The organism is Paracoccus sp. S3-43, assembly GCF_029027965.1.
Lineage (GTDB): Bacteria > Pseudomonadota > Alphaproteobacteria > Rhodobacterales > Rhodobacteraceae > Paracoccus.
Genome location: NZ_CP119082.1, coordinates 1599032 through 1613300, shown reverse-complemented (window position 1 = coordinate 1613300; position 14269 = coordinate 1599032). Strand labels below are relative to the sequence as shown.

The 14269-nt window shown below is 68.1% G+C and carries 17 protein-coding genes; 15 read left to right on the top strand and 2 right to left on the bottom strand.

Features of this window, described 5'->3' with window-relative positions:
• Positions 1 to 62 precede the first annotated feature (62 nt).
• From PXD02_RS08375 to PXD02_RS08300, 15 genes are all read left to right on the top strand, one after another.
• Entirely contained in the window at positions 63 to 746 is a 684-nt protein-coding gene (locus PXD02_RS08375) for a hypothetical protein (protein WP_275103473.1), read from the top strand.
• Positions 747 to 958: 212 nt separating this feature from the next.
• Positions 959 to 1165: a helix-turn-helix transcriptional regulator gene (locus tag PXD02_RS08370; RefSeq protein ID WP_036707919.1), complete on the top strand. Its 207-nt coding sequence runs from the start codon at positions 959 to 961 to the stop codon at positions 1163 to 1165.
• Positions 1162 to 1527: a hypothetical protein gene (locus PXD02_RS08365; RefSeq protein ID WP_275103472.1), complete on the top strand. Its 366-nt coding sequence runs from the start codon at positions 1162 to 1164 to the stop codon at positions 1525 to 1527. Before PXD02_RS08370 ends, PXD02_RS08365 begins: the two co-directional genes overlap by 4 nt.
• Before the next feature lie 25 nt (positions 1528 to 1552).
• Positions 1553 to 2041 (top strand): hypothetical protein, encoded by a 489-nt coding sequence (locus PXD02_RS08360; RefSeq protein ID WP_275103471.1) that lies wholly within the window; start codon positions 1553 to 1555, stop codon positions 2039 to 2041.
• On the top strand, positions 2038 to 2928 hold the full coding sequence (locus PXD02_RS08355; RefSeq protein WP_275106330.1) for an ATP-binding protein: 891 nt from the start codon (positions 2038 to 2040) through the stop codon (positions 2926 to 2928). Before PXD02_RS08360 ends, PXD02_RS08355 begins: the two co-directional genes overlap by 4 nt.
• 13 nt (positions 2929 to 2941) lie before the next feature.
• Positions 2942 to 3547, top strand: a complete 606-nt coding sequence (locus PXD02_RS08350) for a hypothetical protein (protein ID WP_275106329.1) — start codon at positions 2942 to 2944, stop codon at positions 3545 to 3547.
• 7 nt (positions 3548 to 3554) lie between these two features.
• Positions 3555 to 5222, top strand: a complete 1668-nt coding sequence (locus PXD02_RS08345) for a DEAD/DEAH box helicase (RefSeq protein ID WP_275106328.1) — start codon at positions 3555 to 3557, stop codon at positions 5220 to 5222.
• Between the two features lie 224 nt (positions 5223 to 5446).
• Positions 5447 to 5647, top strand: coding sequence for a DUF6511 domain-containing protein (locus PXD02_RS08340; RefSeq protein WP_275106327.1), 201 nt, complete (start codon positions 5447 to 5449; stop codon positions 5645 to 5647).
• Entirely contained in the window at positions 5647 to 6405 is a 759-nt protein-coding gene (locus PXD02_RS08335) for a PD-(D/E)XK nuclease family protein (protein ID WP_275106326.1), read from the top strand. Before PXD02_RS08340 ends, PXD02_RS08335 begins: the two co-directional genes overlap by 1 nt.
• Positions 6402 to 8693, top strand: a complete 2292-nt coding sequence (locus PXD02_RS08330) for an AAA family ATPase (protein WP_275106325.1) — start codon at positions 6402 to 6404, stop codon at positions 8691 to 8693. Before PXD02_RS08335 ends, PXD02_RS08330 begins: the two co-directional genes overlap by 4 nt.
• 468 nt (positions 8694 to 9161) lie before the next feature.
• Entirely contained in the window at positions 9162 to 9698 is a 537-nt protein-coding gene (locus tag PXD02_RS08325; RefSeq protein WP_275106324.1) for a hypothetical protein, read from the top strand.
• 190 nt (positions 9699 to 9888) lie between these two features.
• Positions 9889 to 10317, top strand: coding sequence for a DUF6362 family protein (locus PXD02_RS08315; protein WP_085378160.1), 429 nt, complete (start codon positions 9889 to 9891; stop codon positions 10315 to 10317).
• 445 nt (positions 10318 to 10762) lie between these two features.
• Entirely contained in the window at positions 10763 to 12082 is a 1320-nt protein-coding gene (locus tag PXD02_RS08310; protein ID WP_275106323.1) for a site-specific DNA-methyltransferase, read from the top strand.
• Positions 12082 to 12987, top strand: a complete 906-nt coding sequence (locus tag PXD02_RS08305) for a DNA cytosine methyltransferase (RefSeq protein ID WP_272857931.1) — start codon at positions 12082 to 12084, stop codon at positions 12985 to 12987. The genes PXD02_RS08310 and PXD02_RS08305 overlap by 1 nt, the downstream gene beginning before the upstream one ends.
• A complete protein-coding gene (locus PXD02_RS08300; RefSeq protein WP_272857930.1) occupies positions 12984 to 13208 on the top strand; it encodes a DUF7220 family protein in 225 nt (74 codons plus the stop codon). The genes PXD02_RS08305 and PXD02_RS08300 overlap by 4 nt, the downstream gene beginning before the upstream one ends.
• 54 nt (positions 13209 to 13262) lie before the next feature.
• On the opposite strand, the gene PXD02_RS08295 is transcribed toward PXD02_RS08300, so the two are convergent.
• Both PXD02_RS08295 and PXD02_RS08290 read right to left on the bottom strand, forming a co-directional pair.
• Positions 13263 to 13847: a DUF3489 domain-containing protein gene (locus PXD02_RS08295; protein ID WP_275106322.1), complete on the bottom strand. Its 585-nt coding sequence runs from the start codon at positions 13845 to 13847 to the stop codon at positions 13263 to 13265.
• 92 nt (positions 13848 to 13939) lie between these two features.
• On the bottom strand, positions 13940 to 14164 hold the full coding sequence (locus PXD02_RS08290; RefSeq protein ID WP_275106321.1) for a hypothetical protein: 225 nt from the start codon (positions 14162 to 14164) through the stop codon (positions 13940 to 13942).
• Positions 14165 to 14269 lie beyond the last annotated feature (105 nt).

The following is a 14269-nucleotide window of genomic DNA, read 5'->3' as shown; positions in this document are numbered from 1 at the left end:
CGGACCCGTCAAGCGATTAGAACAAAACCTAAACAATCGCACATGGGAAATCGGGGGTCCGGATGGAGATCGAGAAGTCGTATTTCACCCTGCCGGAGATCCTCGAGCGCTGGTCAATGTCCGAGGCCGACCTCGTCTACCTGGCCGAGAACGACCAGCTGCGGCTATCGATCCGGGTGTTCAACCTGGCCGTCGAGCTCGGCGACTACGAGGAGACGCCGGAGGGGGAGCGATTCTCCGTCCCCTTCGAGCGGGGCCCGTTCAACGGGCTGCTCGACCTCCACGCCCATGACGTCTTCCAGCTGTTCCGGCATGGCGAGGTGAAGCTCAGCCGCTTCCGCTCGCACAAGGCCGACTATGCCTGCCTGACAGGGGAGCGAGAGCTCATCACCGTGCGGCAGCGCGATCTTTTCCTCAGGCGGGACGAGCGTGACCGCTTCGAGGCCGAGACGCGATTTGCCGGAGCGGCTGCCGGACCACGACCCGGGGCGTTCCATGCCTCCGCCGACTACCAGGATGTCCGCTGCAACGGTCAGCACTTCCGGCTGGGTGCGATCCAGGCGCAGGTCGTGCGCGCGCTGCACGAGGCTGCCGGGCGCGGCGAGCCTTGGCAGAGCGGCAAGGCGATCCTCGCCGCCGCGGGCTCGCGCAGCCTCAAGATGTCCGACGTCTTCAAGTCGAAGAAGAACTGGCGCCTCCTGATCGAGTCGGATGGCCGCGGCGCCTATCGCCTGCTCGGGCTCTGAGCCCGCGCCATCCCTCCCGTCCGCGCGCCCTCCCGATCCCCGCGGTGGGATGCGCCGGGGGATGAGTGGGGGATAGCGATCCCCCACGGAGCCATTCTCCCTTGGATTGAAAGGCTCCTGACAATCCCCCTCCGCATCCCACTCCAATCCTGACGACATCCCCTCGCGGGATTTCGCATCGTGCTCCCAGCAAACGACACCGGGAGACGACGATGCAGCAGAAGACCTGCCTCACACAGAAGGAGCTCGCGCGGCGCTGGACGATCTCGCACCGCACGCTCGAGCGCTGGCGATGGGCCGGGGAAGGCCCCGCCTACATGAAACTCGGCGGCCGGGTGGTCTACCGGCTCGAGGACATCCTGGCCTTCGAGAAGGACCAGCTCACGCACACCGCCGACAGCGTTCGGGGGGCGGCATGATGGAGCGCCGTTCCGCCATCCACGGCAGCCGGGTCGTGTCGATCTTCGGCGCCGCCGGTCCCGCGCTCGACGAGGTCGGGCTCTCTGCCTGGATCGCGCAGGCCGCCCCGGGCGAGGCGCTGGTCTATCACCGCGGCTTCCTCGCCGTGGACGCCACCGGCGCCGTCTCAAACCTCACGCCCGAGCGCCAGCGCAGTCTGCGCGGTGTCGCGGCCGCCGCATTGCGCGCCGCCGACCAGCGGCTCGTCCACCTCGTGCAGGCCCGGCTCGGGCCCGACCACTTCGCCTACATCGCCGTCGCCCGCCCGAAGCCCGGACCCGCCGGCGCCGCCCTTTCGATGCGCCTCCTCGAGGCCGCATGACCCCATCCCCACCACGGAGACCCTCATGCCGTTCCCTGAGAACACCCCCTCCATCGACGAGCTGATCAACCTGCCGGCGGGCGAGATCGCCCAGCTTCCGGTCGAGCTTCTGGCCGCGATGCAGCGCGAAATCGACGCAGCCACCAAGCAGATGAAGGCCGTCACCGCGCGGTTTTCCACCGCGCTTGCAGTCCGCTACGCCGCCCGTGCCGCCGAGGTCCGCCGCGCCTGCGGCAGGGACACCGGCACCGTCCGCCTCGCCGACGGCGATTTCACCGTGGTCGCCGATCTGCCGAAGCGCGTCGAATGGGACCAGACCCAGCTCGCCGCCATGGTCGAGCGCATCCGCGCCGCGGGCGAGGATCCGTCCGAATACGTCGAGATCAGCTTCAAGGTGCCCGAGCGCGCCTATGCAGCCTGGCCCGAGGCGATCCGCCAGGGCTTCGAGCCCGCCCGCACGGTGAAGACCGGCGCGCTGAAGATCGCGATCCTGCCGCAGGAGGACCGCGCGTGAGCCTCCCCATCATCACCGCCGATCAGCGGCTGGCCGAGACGCGGGGCGTCAAGGGCGTGATCTTCGGTCCGTCCGGGATCGGCAAGACCAGCCTGCTCTGGACGCTCGAAGCCTCGACCACGCTGTTCTTCGATCTCGAGGCGGGTGACCTCGCGATCGAGGGGCTGCACATCGACGTGGTCCGGCCTCGCACCTGGAAGGAGTGTCGGGACTTCGCGGTCTTCATCGGCGGCCCGAACCCGGCGCTCCGGTCCGACCAGCCCTACAGCCAGGCGCATTTCGACGAGGTGTGCGGCCGGTTCGGAGATCCGCGCGTCCTCGCCAAATACGAAACCGTCTTCATCGACTCGATCACCGTGGCCGGGCGGCTCTGCTTCCAGTGGTGCCGCGGGCAACCGGAGGCGCACTCGGAAAAGACCGGGAAACCCGATGTCCGCGGCGCCTACGGGCTTCACGGGCGCGAGATGATCGGCTGGCTGACCCACCTCCAGCACACGCGCGGCAAGAATGTCTGGTTCGTCGGGATCCTCGACGAGAAGCTCGACGACTTCAATCGCAAGGTCTTCGTCCCGCAGATCGACGGCTCGAAGACCGGGCTCGAGCTGCCCGGCATCGTCGATCAGGTCATCACCATGGCCAGCCTTCCGGACGAGCTGAACCGGCCTCAGCGGGCTTTCGTCTGCCAGACGCTGAACCCGTGGGGCTACCCGGCCAAGGACCGCTCCGGCCGCCTCGACCTGGTCGAAGAGCCCCATCTTGGCCGGCTGATGGAGAAGATCCGCGGCCCGCTGATCCCTGCGGAACGGCGGCTGACCTATTCGCCGCCGCAGCTGCCCCCGCCGCCCGGTCCGAAGGCAACCGACACCCATTCCTATCCCACCAACTGAAAGGACCCGAGCCATGTCCGGTCTCTGGAACGACTTCAACGATGCGCAGTCCAACACGAACCTCATCCCCAAGGGCACGCTCGCCAAGGTGCGGCTGACCATCCGCCCCGGCGGCTTCGACGACCCGTCGCAGGGCTGGACCGGGGGCTATGCCACCCGCGGCTCGACCGGCGCGGTGTACCTGAACGGCGAGTTCACGGTGACCGAGGGCCAGTATGCCCGGCGCAAGATCTTCACGCTGATCGGTCTCTACAGCCCCAAGGGTCCGGACTGGGCCAACATGGGCCGCAGCCTCGTGCGCGGCATGCTGAACTCGGCGCGCGGGATTTCGGACAAGGATCAGTCCCCGCAGGCGCAGGCGGCGCGGCGGATCGGCGGCTTCGCCGATCTCGACGGAATCGAGTTCGTCGCCCGCATCGACGTCGGCACCGACGCCATGGGCGAGGAGAAGAACGAGATCCGCGCCGCGGTCACGCCCGACCACCGCGACTATGCGCAGGTCATGGGGCTGGCGGCGCAGCACGGCCACCAGCCGCCCGCGCAGACAGCGCCCCAGCAGGCGCCGGTCCAGCAGCCCGCAGCATCGCCGGTGCCGGGCCGTCCCGCATGGGCGCAGTGAGGGCGCGATGCTTCTCCGTCCCCGTCAGAAACTCTTCGTGGAGCGCAGCCTCGCTGCGCTCTCGAAGCACGGCAACACGCTCGGCGTCGCGTCCACGGGCGCCGGCAAGACGATCATGCTGTCCGCGGTCACCGGCAAGCTGGTGGAGGAGACGGAGGCCAAGGCCTGCGTTCTCGCCCATCGCGACGAGCTGACCGGCCAGAACCGCGCGAAGTTCGCCCGGGTCAATCCGGAGGTGACCACGTCCCAGGTAGATGCCGGCTCCAAGTCTTGGAACGGCCAGGTCACCTTCGCCATGGCGCCGACGCTGTCCCGGTCAGCGAGCCTGAAGGCGATGCCGAGGCTCGATCTGCTGGTGATCGACGAGGCGCATCACGCGGTGGCCGACAGCTATCGTCGGATCATCGACCGCGTCCGCGACGCAAATCCGGATGCGCGCATCTTCGGCGTCACGGCGACGCCCAATCGCGGCGACCGGAAAGGGCTGCGCGAGGTCTTCGACAATGTCGGCGACCAGGTCACGCTGGCCGAGCTGATCGCCTCGGGCCATCTCGTGCCCCCGCGCACCTTCGTGATCGATGTGGGCGTGCAGGAGAAACTGCGCGCCGTCCGAAAGACCGCGTCCGACTACGACATGGGCGCCGTCGCTGAGATCATGAACCGCGCGCCGATCACGGACGAGGTAATCCGACACTGGCGCGAGAAAGCCGGCGACCGGCAGACCGTGGTCTTCTGCTCGACGGTCGCCCACGCCGAGAATGTTGCCGAAGCCTTCAATGGCCACGGGAGTCCAGCTGGCGTCATCCACGGCGATCTCGGCTCCGAGACGCGCCGACGGATCCTTACCGCCTACGCTGCCGGCGAAATCCAGGTGATCGTCAACGTGGCGGTGCTGACCGAGGGCTGGGACCACCCGCCGACCTCCTGCGTCGTGCTGCTGCGCCCTAGTTCCTGCAAGTCGACCATGATCCAGATGGTCGGGCGCGGCTTGCGCACCGTCGATCCGGCCGAGCACCCCGGCATCGTCAAGACCGACTGCATTGTGCTGGATTTCGGGATCTCGAGCCTGACCCACGGCACGCTGGAGCAGGACGTCGATCTCGACGGCCGCGATCCCACACCGTGCGACGCGCCGACGAAGACCTGCCCGGAATGCGAGGCGACGGTCCCGCTCGCAGCTCGCCAATGCCCGATCTGTGGATACGAGTTCCTCCGCGACGGGGCACCGCCGCTCGAAAGCGTGGTCATGTCCGAGATCGACCTCCTGAAGCGCTCCAGCTTCGCCTGGGAGGATCTGTTCGACGACGACTCCGCGCTCATGGCGAGCGGCTTCAATGCCTGGGGCGGCGTGTTCTTCCTCGAGGGGCGCTGGCATGCCGTGGGGGGTGCAAAGAACGATCGGACGCGTCTTCTCGGTGTTGGCGAGCGCACGGTCTGCCTCGCGCAGGCCGACGACTGGTTGAACGAACACGAGACCGACGAGAGCGCCTTCAAGTCCCGGCGCTGGCTAAGCCAGGCACCTACCGAAAAGCAGCTGCAATACCTCTCGCCCGAGCAGCGGCAGGATTACGGGATCACCCGCTACCGCGCCTCGGCGCTGATCACCTTCCTGTTCAACCGGCGCGACATTCGCCGCCTCGTCATGACGGCCGCACCCGAGCGGAGGGCGGCGTGAACCATGTCGCGCAAGTCCCATCCCCGCCCGCAGCGGCTCCGGATCGACCGGGCCGTGATCGCCTCTGGCATCCGCGCCCGGTGCTCTGCGCCGTCTGCACCGCGCGCACCCGCGGCTTCGGCTGGTTCGATCCCTACCGGCCGCGGCCAACCCGGACCCGCCGCTGGTTCTGCTCCATGGGCTGCCAGGCGGCCTTCACCCGCAAAGCGAAAAGAGGACTGAGCATGGTCGATTTCACCGAAGAGGAAACCCAGGCGCTGCCCGCCGTCATGCGCGCGCTCGCCCCCGAGATGGAACGGATTGGCTGGAACCGGCCGCTGGGCCAGCTGACGCAGAACGACATGCATCGGCTGATCGTCACCGCCATCGAAGCCTTCCGCGCCGAGATGGCCGAGATCGCCAGCCAGTCGGAGATCCCGTTCTGATGCTGGACTTCAACAAGCGCCCCTCCATGGCCGAGCGGATGAATGCAGCCATCGACGCTGCGCTCGAGGCTGAACGCGCGGCAACCCCGCCGCGCGACTATCTCGGGGCTTCCCGGCTCGGGCACGCCTGCGAGCGCGCGCTGCAGTTCGAGTTCGCGCGCGCGCCGAAGGATGATGGCGCGGATCTCCGCGGGCAGACGCTGCGGATCTTCGCGATTGGGCATGAGCTCGAGGATCTCGCCATCCGCTGGCTGCGGGCAGCGGGGCTCGATCTGGTCACCCAGAAGCGGGACGGCGGCCAGTTCGGCTTCTCCGTCGCGGGCGGACGCATCCGCGGTCATGTCGACGGGATCGTTGCCGAGGCCCCGGCGGCGCTGGGGCTGCGCATCCCGGCGCTCTGGGAATGCAAGACGATGAACGCGAAGAACTGGCGCGAGACGGTGGCCAAGGGCGTGACCGTCGCGAAGCCCGTCTATGCAGCGCAGATCGCGCTCTACCAGGCCTATATGGAAGCGACGGTGCCGGGCATCAGCGCGAACCCCGCGCTCTTCACCGCGATCAACAAGGACACGGCCGAGCTGCACCATGAACTGGTGCCCTTCGACGCCAATCTCGCACAGCGCATGTCGGATCGCGGCGTGCGGATCCTGCGGGCGACCGATGCGGGCGAACTGCTGCCGCGTATCGCTGCCAATCGCGACTTCTTCGAATGCCGGTTCTGCCCGTGGGCCGAGCGGTGCTGGAGCCAGCCGGCATGAGCGACGACAACATCATCCACTTCAACCCCTGGCGGGATTTCAACGACGCGGCGCCCCTGGACGATCCCTTCGCGGTCGAACCGGACGCGGACCAGATCGCCCGTTTCGTCGACGTGGTTTTCGGCTATTCCGAGGGCCTGATCCCGGTCCGCGGTTTCGTGGACAAGGGTCAGGGCAAGGATGGCCGCCCGCACAACATCTGGATCGACGCGGATGCCACCGCGCCGGAGAAGCTCGCCACCTTCGCGGGCTGGGCCGCGCGCGAGGGCGCGGCGGTCTATGTCATCCCCGGCACGGTCGCGGAAACCGGCCAGGCCCGCGCCGCGGATGTCCTGCAGATGCAGAGCCTCGTGGTCGATCTCGACTCGGGGGACATCCCGGCCAAGCTCGATCATCTCGTCCACCATCTCGGCCGGCCGACGCTGATCGTCGAGAGCGGCGGGCGCACGCCCGAGGGGGCGACCAAGCTCCACGTCTGGTGGAAACTGACCGAGCCCGCCGAGGGCGCCGATCTCGCCCGGCTTTGTCAGCTGCGGGGCGAGATCGCCCTGAAGGTCGGCGGCGACACACATTTCCGCTCGGCCCATCAGCCGATCCGCGTGCCCGGCACCGTCTATCACAAGGGCGGGCTCACCAGGCTGGTGCAGGTCCGCGAGGCGACCGCGCTCGAGGTCGATCTCGCCGAGATGGCCGAGCGCGTCGCCGACATGCCGCCCATGCCCGGCGTCGGCATGGCCACGGCCGAGCCCCGCGAGAAACCCGCCATCGACGACGTGCTGGTGACGCCGGTCCACGAGGGCGGCGCGGACGACTGGTCCCGCTTCGAGGGCGCCTCGGCCGCCATCGGCTATTTCCTGCGGCTGGTCCACGAGGGCCGGATGTCGATGGACGAGGGCTGGACGGCGATCTGCGGCTACAATGCAGCGATGCTGCGCCCCGCCTGGCCGCTCGGCCGGCTGAAGCGCGAGACGAACCGCCTGTGGGAGCTGCACATCAAGCGGCACGGACCGCCGCTGATCCGCCTCGACGGCGCAGCACCGGCGCAGACCGACCTGCCCACCTTCACGCTGGGTGCGCTGCTCGACGACACGAGCCCGATGCCCGACGACATCATCGGCCCGCGCGTTCTGACGCCGGGCGGGCTTCTGGTGCTCGGCGGCGCGCCCAAGGTGGGCAAGAGCGACCTGCTGATCGCACTGCTCGTGCACATGGCGGCGGGCGTGCCCTTCCTCGGCTTCACTCCGCCACGGCCGCTGCGGATCTTCTACCTGCAGGCCGAGATCCAGTATCACTACCTGCGCGAACGAATGCAGCAGATCGGCCTGCCGCCCGAGCTGATCGCCGCCGCGCGCGACAACCTGATCGTCACGCCGAAGCTGCGCATGCTGCTCGATGCCGAGGGCAGCGCCCGCGTGGCCGAGGCCATCAGGACCGCATTCCCAGACGAACCGCTCGACATCCTCTGCATCGATCCGATCCGGAACCTCTTCGACGGCGGGCCCGACGGCGGCGGCGAGAACGACAACGCCGCGATGATGTTCTTCCTCAAGGATCGGGTCGAGGTGCTGCGCGACCACGTCAACCCGGACTGCGGCGTGATCCTCGTCCACCACACCAAGAAGCTCTCGAAGCACCAGGTGAAGGAGGATCCGTTCCTCGCGCTCTCCGGCGCCAGCGCGCTCAGGGGCTTCTACACCACCGGCCTGATCCTGCACCGGCCAGAGGAGGACTCGACCCAGCGACGCCTCGAGATCGAGCTACGCAATGGCCCGGCGCTGCCTGCGAAGCTGGTGGACAAGGTCAAGGGCACATGGGTCGAGATCAACCCGATGAACGAGCGGCTTGTGCGCCCCGAAGTCGGCGCGAAGCATGACGCCGAGCGCGATCGCAAGCGGGACGTGATCCTCTCGATCCTGCTCGAGGAGGCGGCCGAGGGGCGGCTCTACACCATCAACCAGTTCGCCGAGGCCTTCGAGAACAAGGGCGGTCTGGGCGGCAAGGACACGATCCGCGACCGGATCGCCGTTCAAGCCACCAAGGGGGCGATCAAGTTCATCCGCGACGGCGCCCCCTACGGGCTTGGGCCGTCGCGGTCGCGCTTCGGGTACCTCTGCGTCGAGGGGATGGTCATGCCCACGGGCGGCGAGGATGTCGATCCGGCGACCGGCGAGGTCACCCTCGCCAGCATCGCAGTGCTGCCCACCCATTACAAATCGCCGCAGACCGGGGCGCTGCTCGAGGTCGAAAACCCTCAGGTCTGGGTCTACCCAGAGGGGGAACGGCCATGATCGCCCCCGCAGATCGCTTCGCGCAGAATTGCGCGCGGGCCAGTTTGAACCAGATGCGGGGCCTTGCCAAAACTGCCCCGCCACCCTCACGCAGAAGCGCGCATGCGTCCGACTTGGCCAGTTTCGGCCCGCATCCGAAACTGCCCCCGCAGGATTGCGCGGATGCCGCAACCGCTACGCTGCACCCAGTTTCGGGCGAGTTAGTCGAAAGCACCCTCCCGAAACTGGAATTCCCATTTCTTGTCAGCGTGTTGATGCGGTTTTCCAGTTTCGGGGGTGAAACCACCCCCTACGGGGGTGGGGGAGAACGCCGCACGCGGGTTCTCCCACGCCCACCCCCAGGAGGTTTCGCGCGCGTGGTCTGTCCTCGCCCGAACCACCTGATCCGACGACGGCGGCCCCGTACCGCCAAGCACCAGACCGCCGTCGTCTTCCACCCGAGCAGCCAACCAGAAGAGGAGACCACCCATGGCTGACCTGACTCTCGCCACACACCGCCGCGAGGCAATCCCCGATCTGCCACCCGCCGTCCAGGCCAACCGCGCGATGCTGGCGCTCGACCTCGGCACGACGACGGGATGGGCGCTGCACGGCATCGACGGGCTGATCACCTCCGGCACGGTATCCTTCCGCCCCGGCCGCTTCGACGGTGGCGGTATGCGGTATCTCCGCTTCACCAACTGGCTGACCGAGATCGATCGGCTGTCCGGACCCGTCGCCGCCATCTGGTTCGAAGAGGTCCGCCGCCACGCGGCCACCGACGCGGCCCATGTCTATGGCGGGCTGATGGCCACGCTGACCGCATGGGCCGAACTGCGCGGCATCCCCTATGAGGGCGTCCCGGTCGGCACCATCAAGCGCCACGCCACGGGCAAGGGCAACGCACCGAAGGAGGCGATGATGGCCGCGGCCCGGGCGCGCGGCTTCAGCCCCGCCGACGACAACGAGGCCGACGCCATCGCGATCCTGCTCTGGGCGCTGGAGACCAAGGGGGGCCTGCAATGAGGCGGTTTCCCCGTGGCTATGGCGGCGAGCGCCGCAACCCCGAACAGGTCAAGCGCGACGGCTGGAAGGAGCAACGCGTGTTCGCAGTTTCCCTTGACGACCAGAGACTTACTTGGCCTGAGCGGGAGCTGGTGCGGCAACTCGGCGAGCGTCTCTACGGCGCGCGCCCAACACAACGAGAGGTGAGGAAATGACCCATTGGACACCAGCCGACGTGGAAGCGCGGCTCTCCGAGGCGGGTATGATCCTGCGCCGTCTGCCGGAGCCCCGGCGCAACGGATACTTCAGCACATGGCCGGAGATCGTCCACGGTTTCGCCGACAAGGTGGGCCAGGAGCCGAAGCCCATGCGCGTCTCGCCCTCGCCGCGGGACATCGCGCGGATGGAGGAAACTCTGACCTGGACGAACTGCCTCGAGCCCATCGACGGCAAGATCGTCTGGATGAAGGCGCATGACGAGCGCTGGAAGAACATCTGCTGGCACGTCGGTCTCTGCCACGCCGCTGCGCATCAGCACTGGCGCTACGGGCTGTCGCTGATCGCTCTCAACCTCAACAGGCGGCCCTTCAACCGGAAACTGCCGATCCTCGAGATCATCAAGCTGGCGCGCAGCCAGTAGGAAAGTCTCGTGTAGAGGGTTTTCGCGCAGACAAAAACGCCTCTCCCGGGGTAGAAAGTGGATATACTCGGGAGAGGCGCGCGCGGCGCGGCCCCGAGCGAAACCATCCTTTCGTTGGCGGGTCCGTTGGAAAAGGAAAGGCGCTGATCCTTTCCTTGCGGGCCGCTGTCCGCCCCCGCCAGGCCCCCTGAGCCGACTTCGCGGTTCCTTCTGCGCGACATTCGTATGCTGGCGGGCGAAGCGCGACGCATCGCCAGCGACAGGGCCGATTTTTTGGGAAGCCACCCGGAAGCCAGCGCCGCCTGAACCCGCCTGAAACACCGCAAAATCAAGCCTTTGAAGCTGGACACCCTTGGTGGCCGCTGGACCCCGCGTGGAGTCCAGTCTGGACCCCGGAGACCGGAAGCCAAGGGAATCCACCCTGATCCGAAGGACCGACCTGCCGATGACGCTGAGCTTTGCCCCCGAGCGGATTGAGCAATGGCCGCTTGCGCGCCTGCAGCCTTACGCGAAGAACGCGAAGCTGCACGGTGCCGACCAGGTTGCGAAGCTCGCCGCCAGCATGGCCGAATTTGGCTGGACCGTGCCCTGCCTCGTCGGCGAGGACGGCGAGCTAATCGCGGGCCATGGGCGCGTGCTGGCCGCGACACAGCTTGGCCTGACCGAAGCGCCCGTCATCGTGCTCGGGCATCTGACCGAGGCGCAGCGCTGGGCCTATCGTCTGGCCGACAATAAATTGACTGAACTCGGGACATGGGACGAAGCGCTGCTGTCGGCCGAGTTGAACGAGTTGCTGGCCGAAGACTTCGACCTGTCGCTGGTGGGGTTCTCCGATGGCGAGCTCGACAAGCTGCTGGCCTACGTCGCGGAAGACGACGGTGAAGAAGGTGGCGCCGGGGGCTCCGTGCCGCCGGTGACCATCCCCGAGCCGCCGCGCAACCCGGCGTCGCGGACGGGCGACCTGTGGATCCTCGGCGACAATCGCCTCCTGTGCGGCGACAGCACCAGCGCTGCCGACGTGCGCCGCCTGATGAACGGCGAGCGCGCGATCCTGTTCGCCACCGACCCGCCGTATCTCGTCGATTACGACGGCTCGAACCATCCGACCCGCAACAAGGACTGGTCGGCGTCCTACGGCACGACCTGGGACGACAGCTCGCAGGGCGCCGAGCTCTACGACGGCTTCATCGCGGCGGCCGTGGCCGAGGCGATCACCGAGGACGCCGCCTGGTACTGCTGGCACGCCTCGCGGCGCCAGGCGATGCTGGAGGCCTGCTGGGAAAAGGCGGGAGCCTTCGTGCACCAGCAGATCATCTGGGTAAAGGACCGCGGCGTTCTGACCCGGTCGCATTACCTCTGGAAGCACGAGCCCTGCTTCATGGGCTGGCGCCGCCCGAACCGGCCGCCGAAGGTGGCCGAGGAAACGCTCCCATCGACATGGGCGCTGCCCAGCTTCGCCAAGGACGAGCGGCCCGACCACCCGACGCCGAAGCCACTCGACGCGTTCGGGATCCCGATGCGCCAGCATGTGGCGCGGGGCCGGCTCTGCTACGAGCCCTTCTCGGGGTCCGGTTCGCAGATCATGGCAGGCGAGGCCAACGGTCGGCGGGTCTTTGCGATGGAGATCAGCCCGGCCTATGTCGATGTCACCGTGGCGCGCTGGCAGGCCGAGACCGGCAAGGACGCGATCCTCGACGGCGAGGGCCGGAGCTTCGCTCAGGTGAAGGCCGAGCGGCTGGGCGACAAGGCCGACGCCGCCGCGTGATGTCCGTCTACTACAACGATGCCGATCCCGCCGCCTGCGCCTGGTTGCGGGAACTGATCGCCGCTGGGCTCCTGCCCAGGGGCGAGGTGGACGGGCGCTCCATCATGGACGTGGAGCCGGCCGATCTGCGCGGCTTCATGCAATGCCATTTCTTCGCCGGGATCGGCGGCTGGCCCTACGCGCTGCGCCTCGCCGGCGTGGCCGAGGATCTGTCCGTCTGGACCGGCTCGCCGCCGTGCCAGCCGTTCAGCGTCGCCGGACAGCGCAAGGGACAGGACGATGACCGCCATCTCGCCCCCGCTTTCCTGCAACTCGTCGCAGCCTGCCGGCCGAACATCGTCTTCGGCGAGCAGGTCGCGAGCGCGGCAGTGCTCGGACCGGTTTGCGGCGCGGCTCGCGCAGCGGCTGAGGGTCCGGCCGGCTGGGCGTGGTTCGACGCTCTGGCGGATGCGCTGGAAGCAGCATCTTACGCCGTCGCGGCGGCCGATCTGCCGGCTGCGGGTATCGGCGCCCCGCATATCCGCCAGCGACTGTTCTTCGGCGCCGTCGCCATGGAGGGAGGCGGGCTGGGCCACGGCTTCTGCGCGGGATCACAAGGACGGATCGGAATGCCCGGCGGTGCCGATCAACGCGCTGCTCGGCCGACAGGTCTGGCTGGCGGGCTGGTCGACCACGACGCCGACCTGGCCGGCGCCAGCGCGACGGACGGCGTCTGGCGAGATCCGGATTGGCTCCTCTGCCGCGACGACCGCTGGCGGCCCGTTGAGCCCGGAACATTCCCGCTGGCTGATGGGATACCCCGCCGCATGGGGCTGCTGCGGGGCTACGGCAATGCGATCGTGCCGCCGCTCGCGGCGGAGTTCGTGAGGGCGTTTCTGGAAAGCCTGCCGGAGAGGCTGAGATGAAGCAGAGCCGGATCATGTCTATGGTCGAGGCCGTGACGAATGTCGTGGTCGGCTATGTGCTGGCCATCGCCACGCAGATCATCGTGTTCCCGTGGTTCGGCATCGAGACCGGGCTCGCGGAGCATCTGACCATCGGCCTCGCCTTCGTCGGTGTCTCGCTGGCGCGCGGCTACCTGCTGCGGCGACTGTTCGAGGCGATCCGGATCCGGAGTGCAGAATGAGACACCGCCGCCCGAGGGTGGACGGCGGCCTTCAGTCCGTTTCGGTGCGGAGCGTCAGTCGCGGATGGTGTAGACGCGGCCCCTTCCGTCAACCTTCTCGGAGGTGATGGTCAGGCCGAGCTTTTGCTTGAGCGCGCCGGCAAGCGCACCCCTCACCGTGTGCGGCCGCCAGTCCAAGGCGGTGACGATCTCGTCGATGGTGGCGCCGCCCTCGGCGCGGAGCATCTCGATCAGCTTGGCCTGCTTCGTGCCCGTGCGCGGTTTGCGCGCCTCGGGCCCGGCGTCGGCCTCGCCGGGAGCGTCCTGCGCGGCTACGGCGCTCGGCGCCGCGTCGGCGCCCGCGGGCGCGCTGTCGCCGCCCTCCGGCTCGACGCCGATGGCGGCGAGCCCTGCGTCGTTGATGTGCAGGAGGATGGCACGGCCGTCCTCGTCGTTGCGCCAGATCCGATTGAGCGCGGCGTCGGCCTTGCTCTGGCTGTCGGTCGTCGTCTCGGCGATCAGCCCGCGCGAGAGCAGCGCGCCCACCACCTTGGTTGCGGCGCCACCGCGGAGCGAGCCGGGGAGCGGCAGGACGTTGCGGTCCTCGCGCTCCGCGGCGGCGCTGAGGATCACGAGCTGGGTATCGGAAAGTTTGGTCATCGTCGTCTCCGTCGCATCGGGGCGCGCGGAATGCGGGCCCTTCTACGAGGTCGAGCCCGCCAGTTGGCGGGCGGGACCGGGAGTTGGTCATGTCATTCGGCGTGTTCGCCTTCCCTGAAGGCCATGTCGGTGATCTCGCGTAGCTTGGCGCGGTAGTGGTTCACGGTGCCGACATCGCCCCAGTTGATCTCGTCCGGGCTGGTCTCGAAATGGTCCGCGCTGAGGACGGCCAGGCGTTCCAGCATCGCGTCGATCTCGGTCTTCGCGGCGAGGAAGGCGTCGAGGGCTTTCGTGTTGTCGGTCGCGCGGCGGGTCATTGTGGTGGCTCCGGGTGAGTTTCATCGTCCTTTCAGGATGGACGTTCGCTCCGCCGCCGAGGCTTATCAACTCGATAACCACCTGTTTGTGAATGATAATCGGAG

What these genes read in the sequence shown, in the direction of transcription:
- PXD02_RS08375 (WP_275103473.1), top strand. Translation starts at nt 63, where the DNA reads ATGGAGATCGAGAAGTCGTATTTCACCCTGCCGGAGATCCTCGAGCGC.
- PXD02_RS08370 (WP_036707919.1), top strand. Translation starts at nt 959, where the DNA reads ATGCAGCAGAAGACCTGCCTCACACAGAAGGAGCTCGCGCGGCGCTGG.
- PXD02_RS08365 (WP_275103472.1), top strand. Translation starts at nt 1,162, where the DNA reads ATGATGGAGCGCCGTTCCGCCATCCACGGCAGCCGGGTCGTGTCGATC.
- PXD02_RS08360 (WP_275103471.1), top strand. Translation starts at nt 1,553, where the DNA reads ATGCCGTTCCCTGAGAACACCCCCTCCATCGACGAGCTGATCAACCTG.
- PXD02_RS08350 (WP_275106329.1), top strand. Translation starts at nt 2,942, where the DNA reads ATGTCCGGTCTCTGGAACGACTTCAACGATGCGCAGTCCAACACGAAC.
- PXD02_RS08345 (WP_275106328.1), top strand. Translation starts at nt 3,555, where the DNA reads ATGCTTCTCCGTCCCCGTCAGAAACTCTTCGTGGAGCGCAGCCTCGCT.
- PXD02_RS08340 (WP_275106327.1), top strand. Translation starts at nt 5,447, where the DNA reads ATGGTCGATTTCACCGAAGAGGAAACCCAGGCGCTGCCCGCCGTCATG.
- PXD02_RS08335 (WP_275106326.1), top strand. Translation starts at nt 5,647, where the DNA reads ATGCTGGACTTCAACAAGCGCCCCTCCATGGCCGAGCGGATGAATGCA.
- PXD02_RS08330 (WP_275106325.1), top strand. Translation starts at nt 6,402, where the DNA reads ATGAGCGACGACAACATCATCCACTTCAACCCCTGGCGGGATTTCAAC.
- PXD02_RS08325 (WP_275106324.1), top strand. Translation starts at nt 9,162, where the DNA reads ATGGCTGACCTGACTCTCGCCACACACCGCCGCGAGGCAATCCCCGAT.
- PXD02_RS08315 (WP_085378160.1), top strand. Translation starts at nt 9,889, where the DNA reads ATGACCCATTGGACACCAGCCGACGTGGAAGCGCGGCTCTCCGAGGCG.
- PXD02_RS08310 (WP_275106323.1), top strand. Translation starts at nt 10,763, where the DNA reads ATGACGCTGAGCTTTGCCCCCGAGCGGATTGAGCAATGGCCGCTTGCG.
- PXD02_RS08305 (WP_272857931.1), top strand. Translation starts at nt 12,082, where the DNA reads ATGTCCGTCTACTACAACGATGCCGATCCCGCCGCCTGCGCCTGGTTG.
- PXD02_RS08300 (WP_272857930.1), top strand. Translation starts at nt 12,984, where the DNA reads ATGAAGCAGAGCCGGATCATGTCTATGGTCGAGGCCGTGACGAATGTC.
- PXD02_RS08295 (WP_275106322.1), bottom strand. Translation starts at nt 13,847, where the DNA reads ATGACCAAACTTTCCGATACCCAGCTCGTGATCCTCAGCGCCGCCGCG.
- PXD02_RS08290 (WP_275106321.1), bottom strand. Translation starts at nt 14,164, where the DNA reads ATGACCCGCCGCGCGACCGACAACACGAAAGCCCTCGACGCCTTCCTC.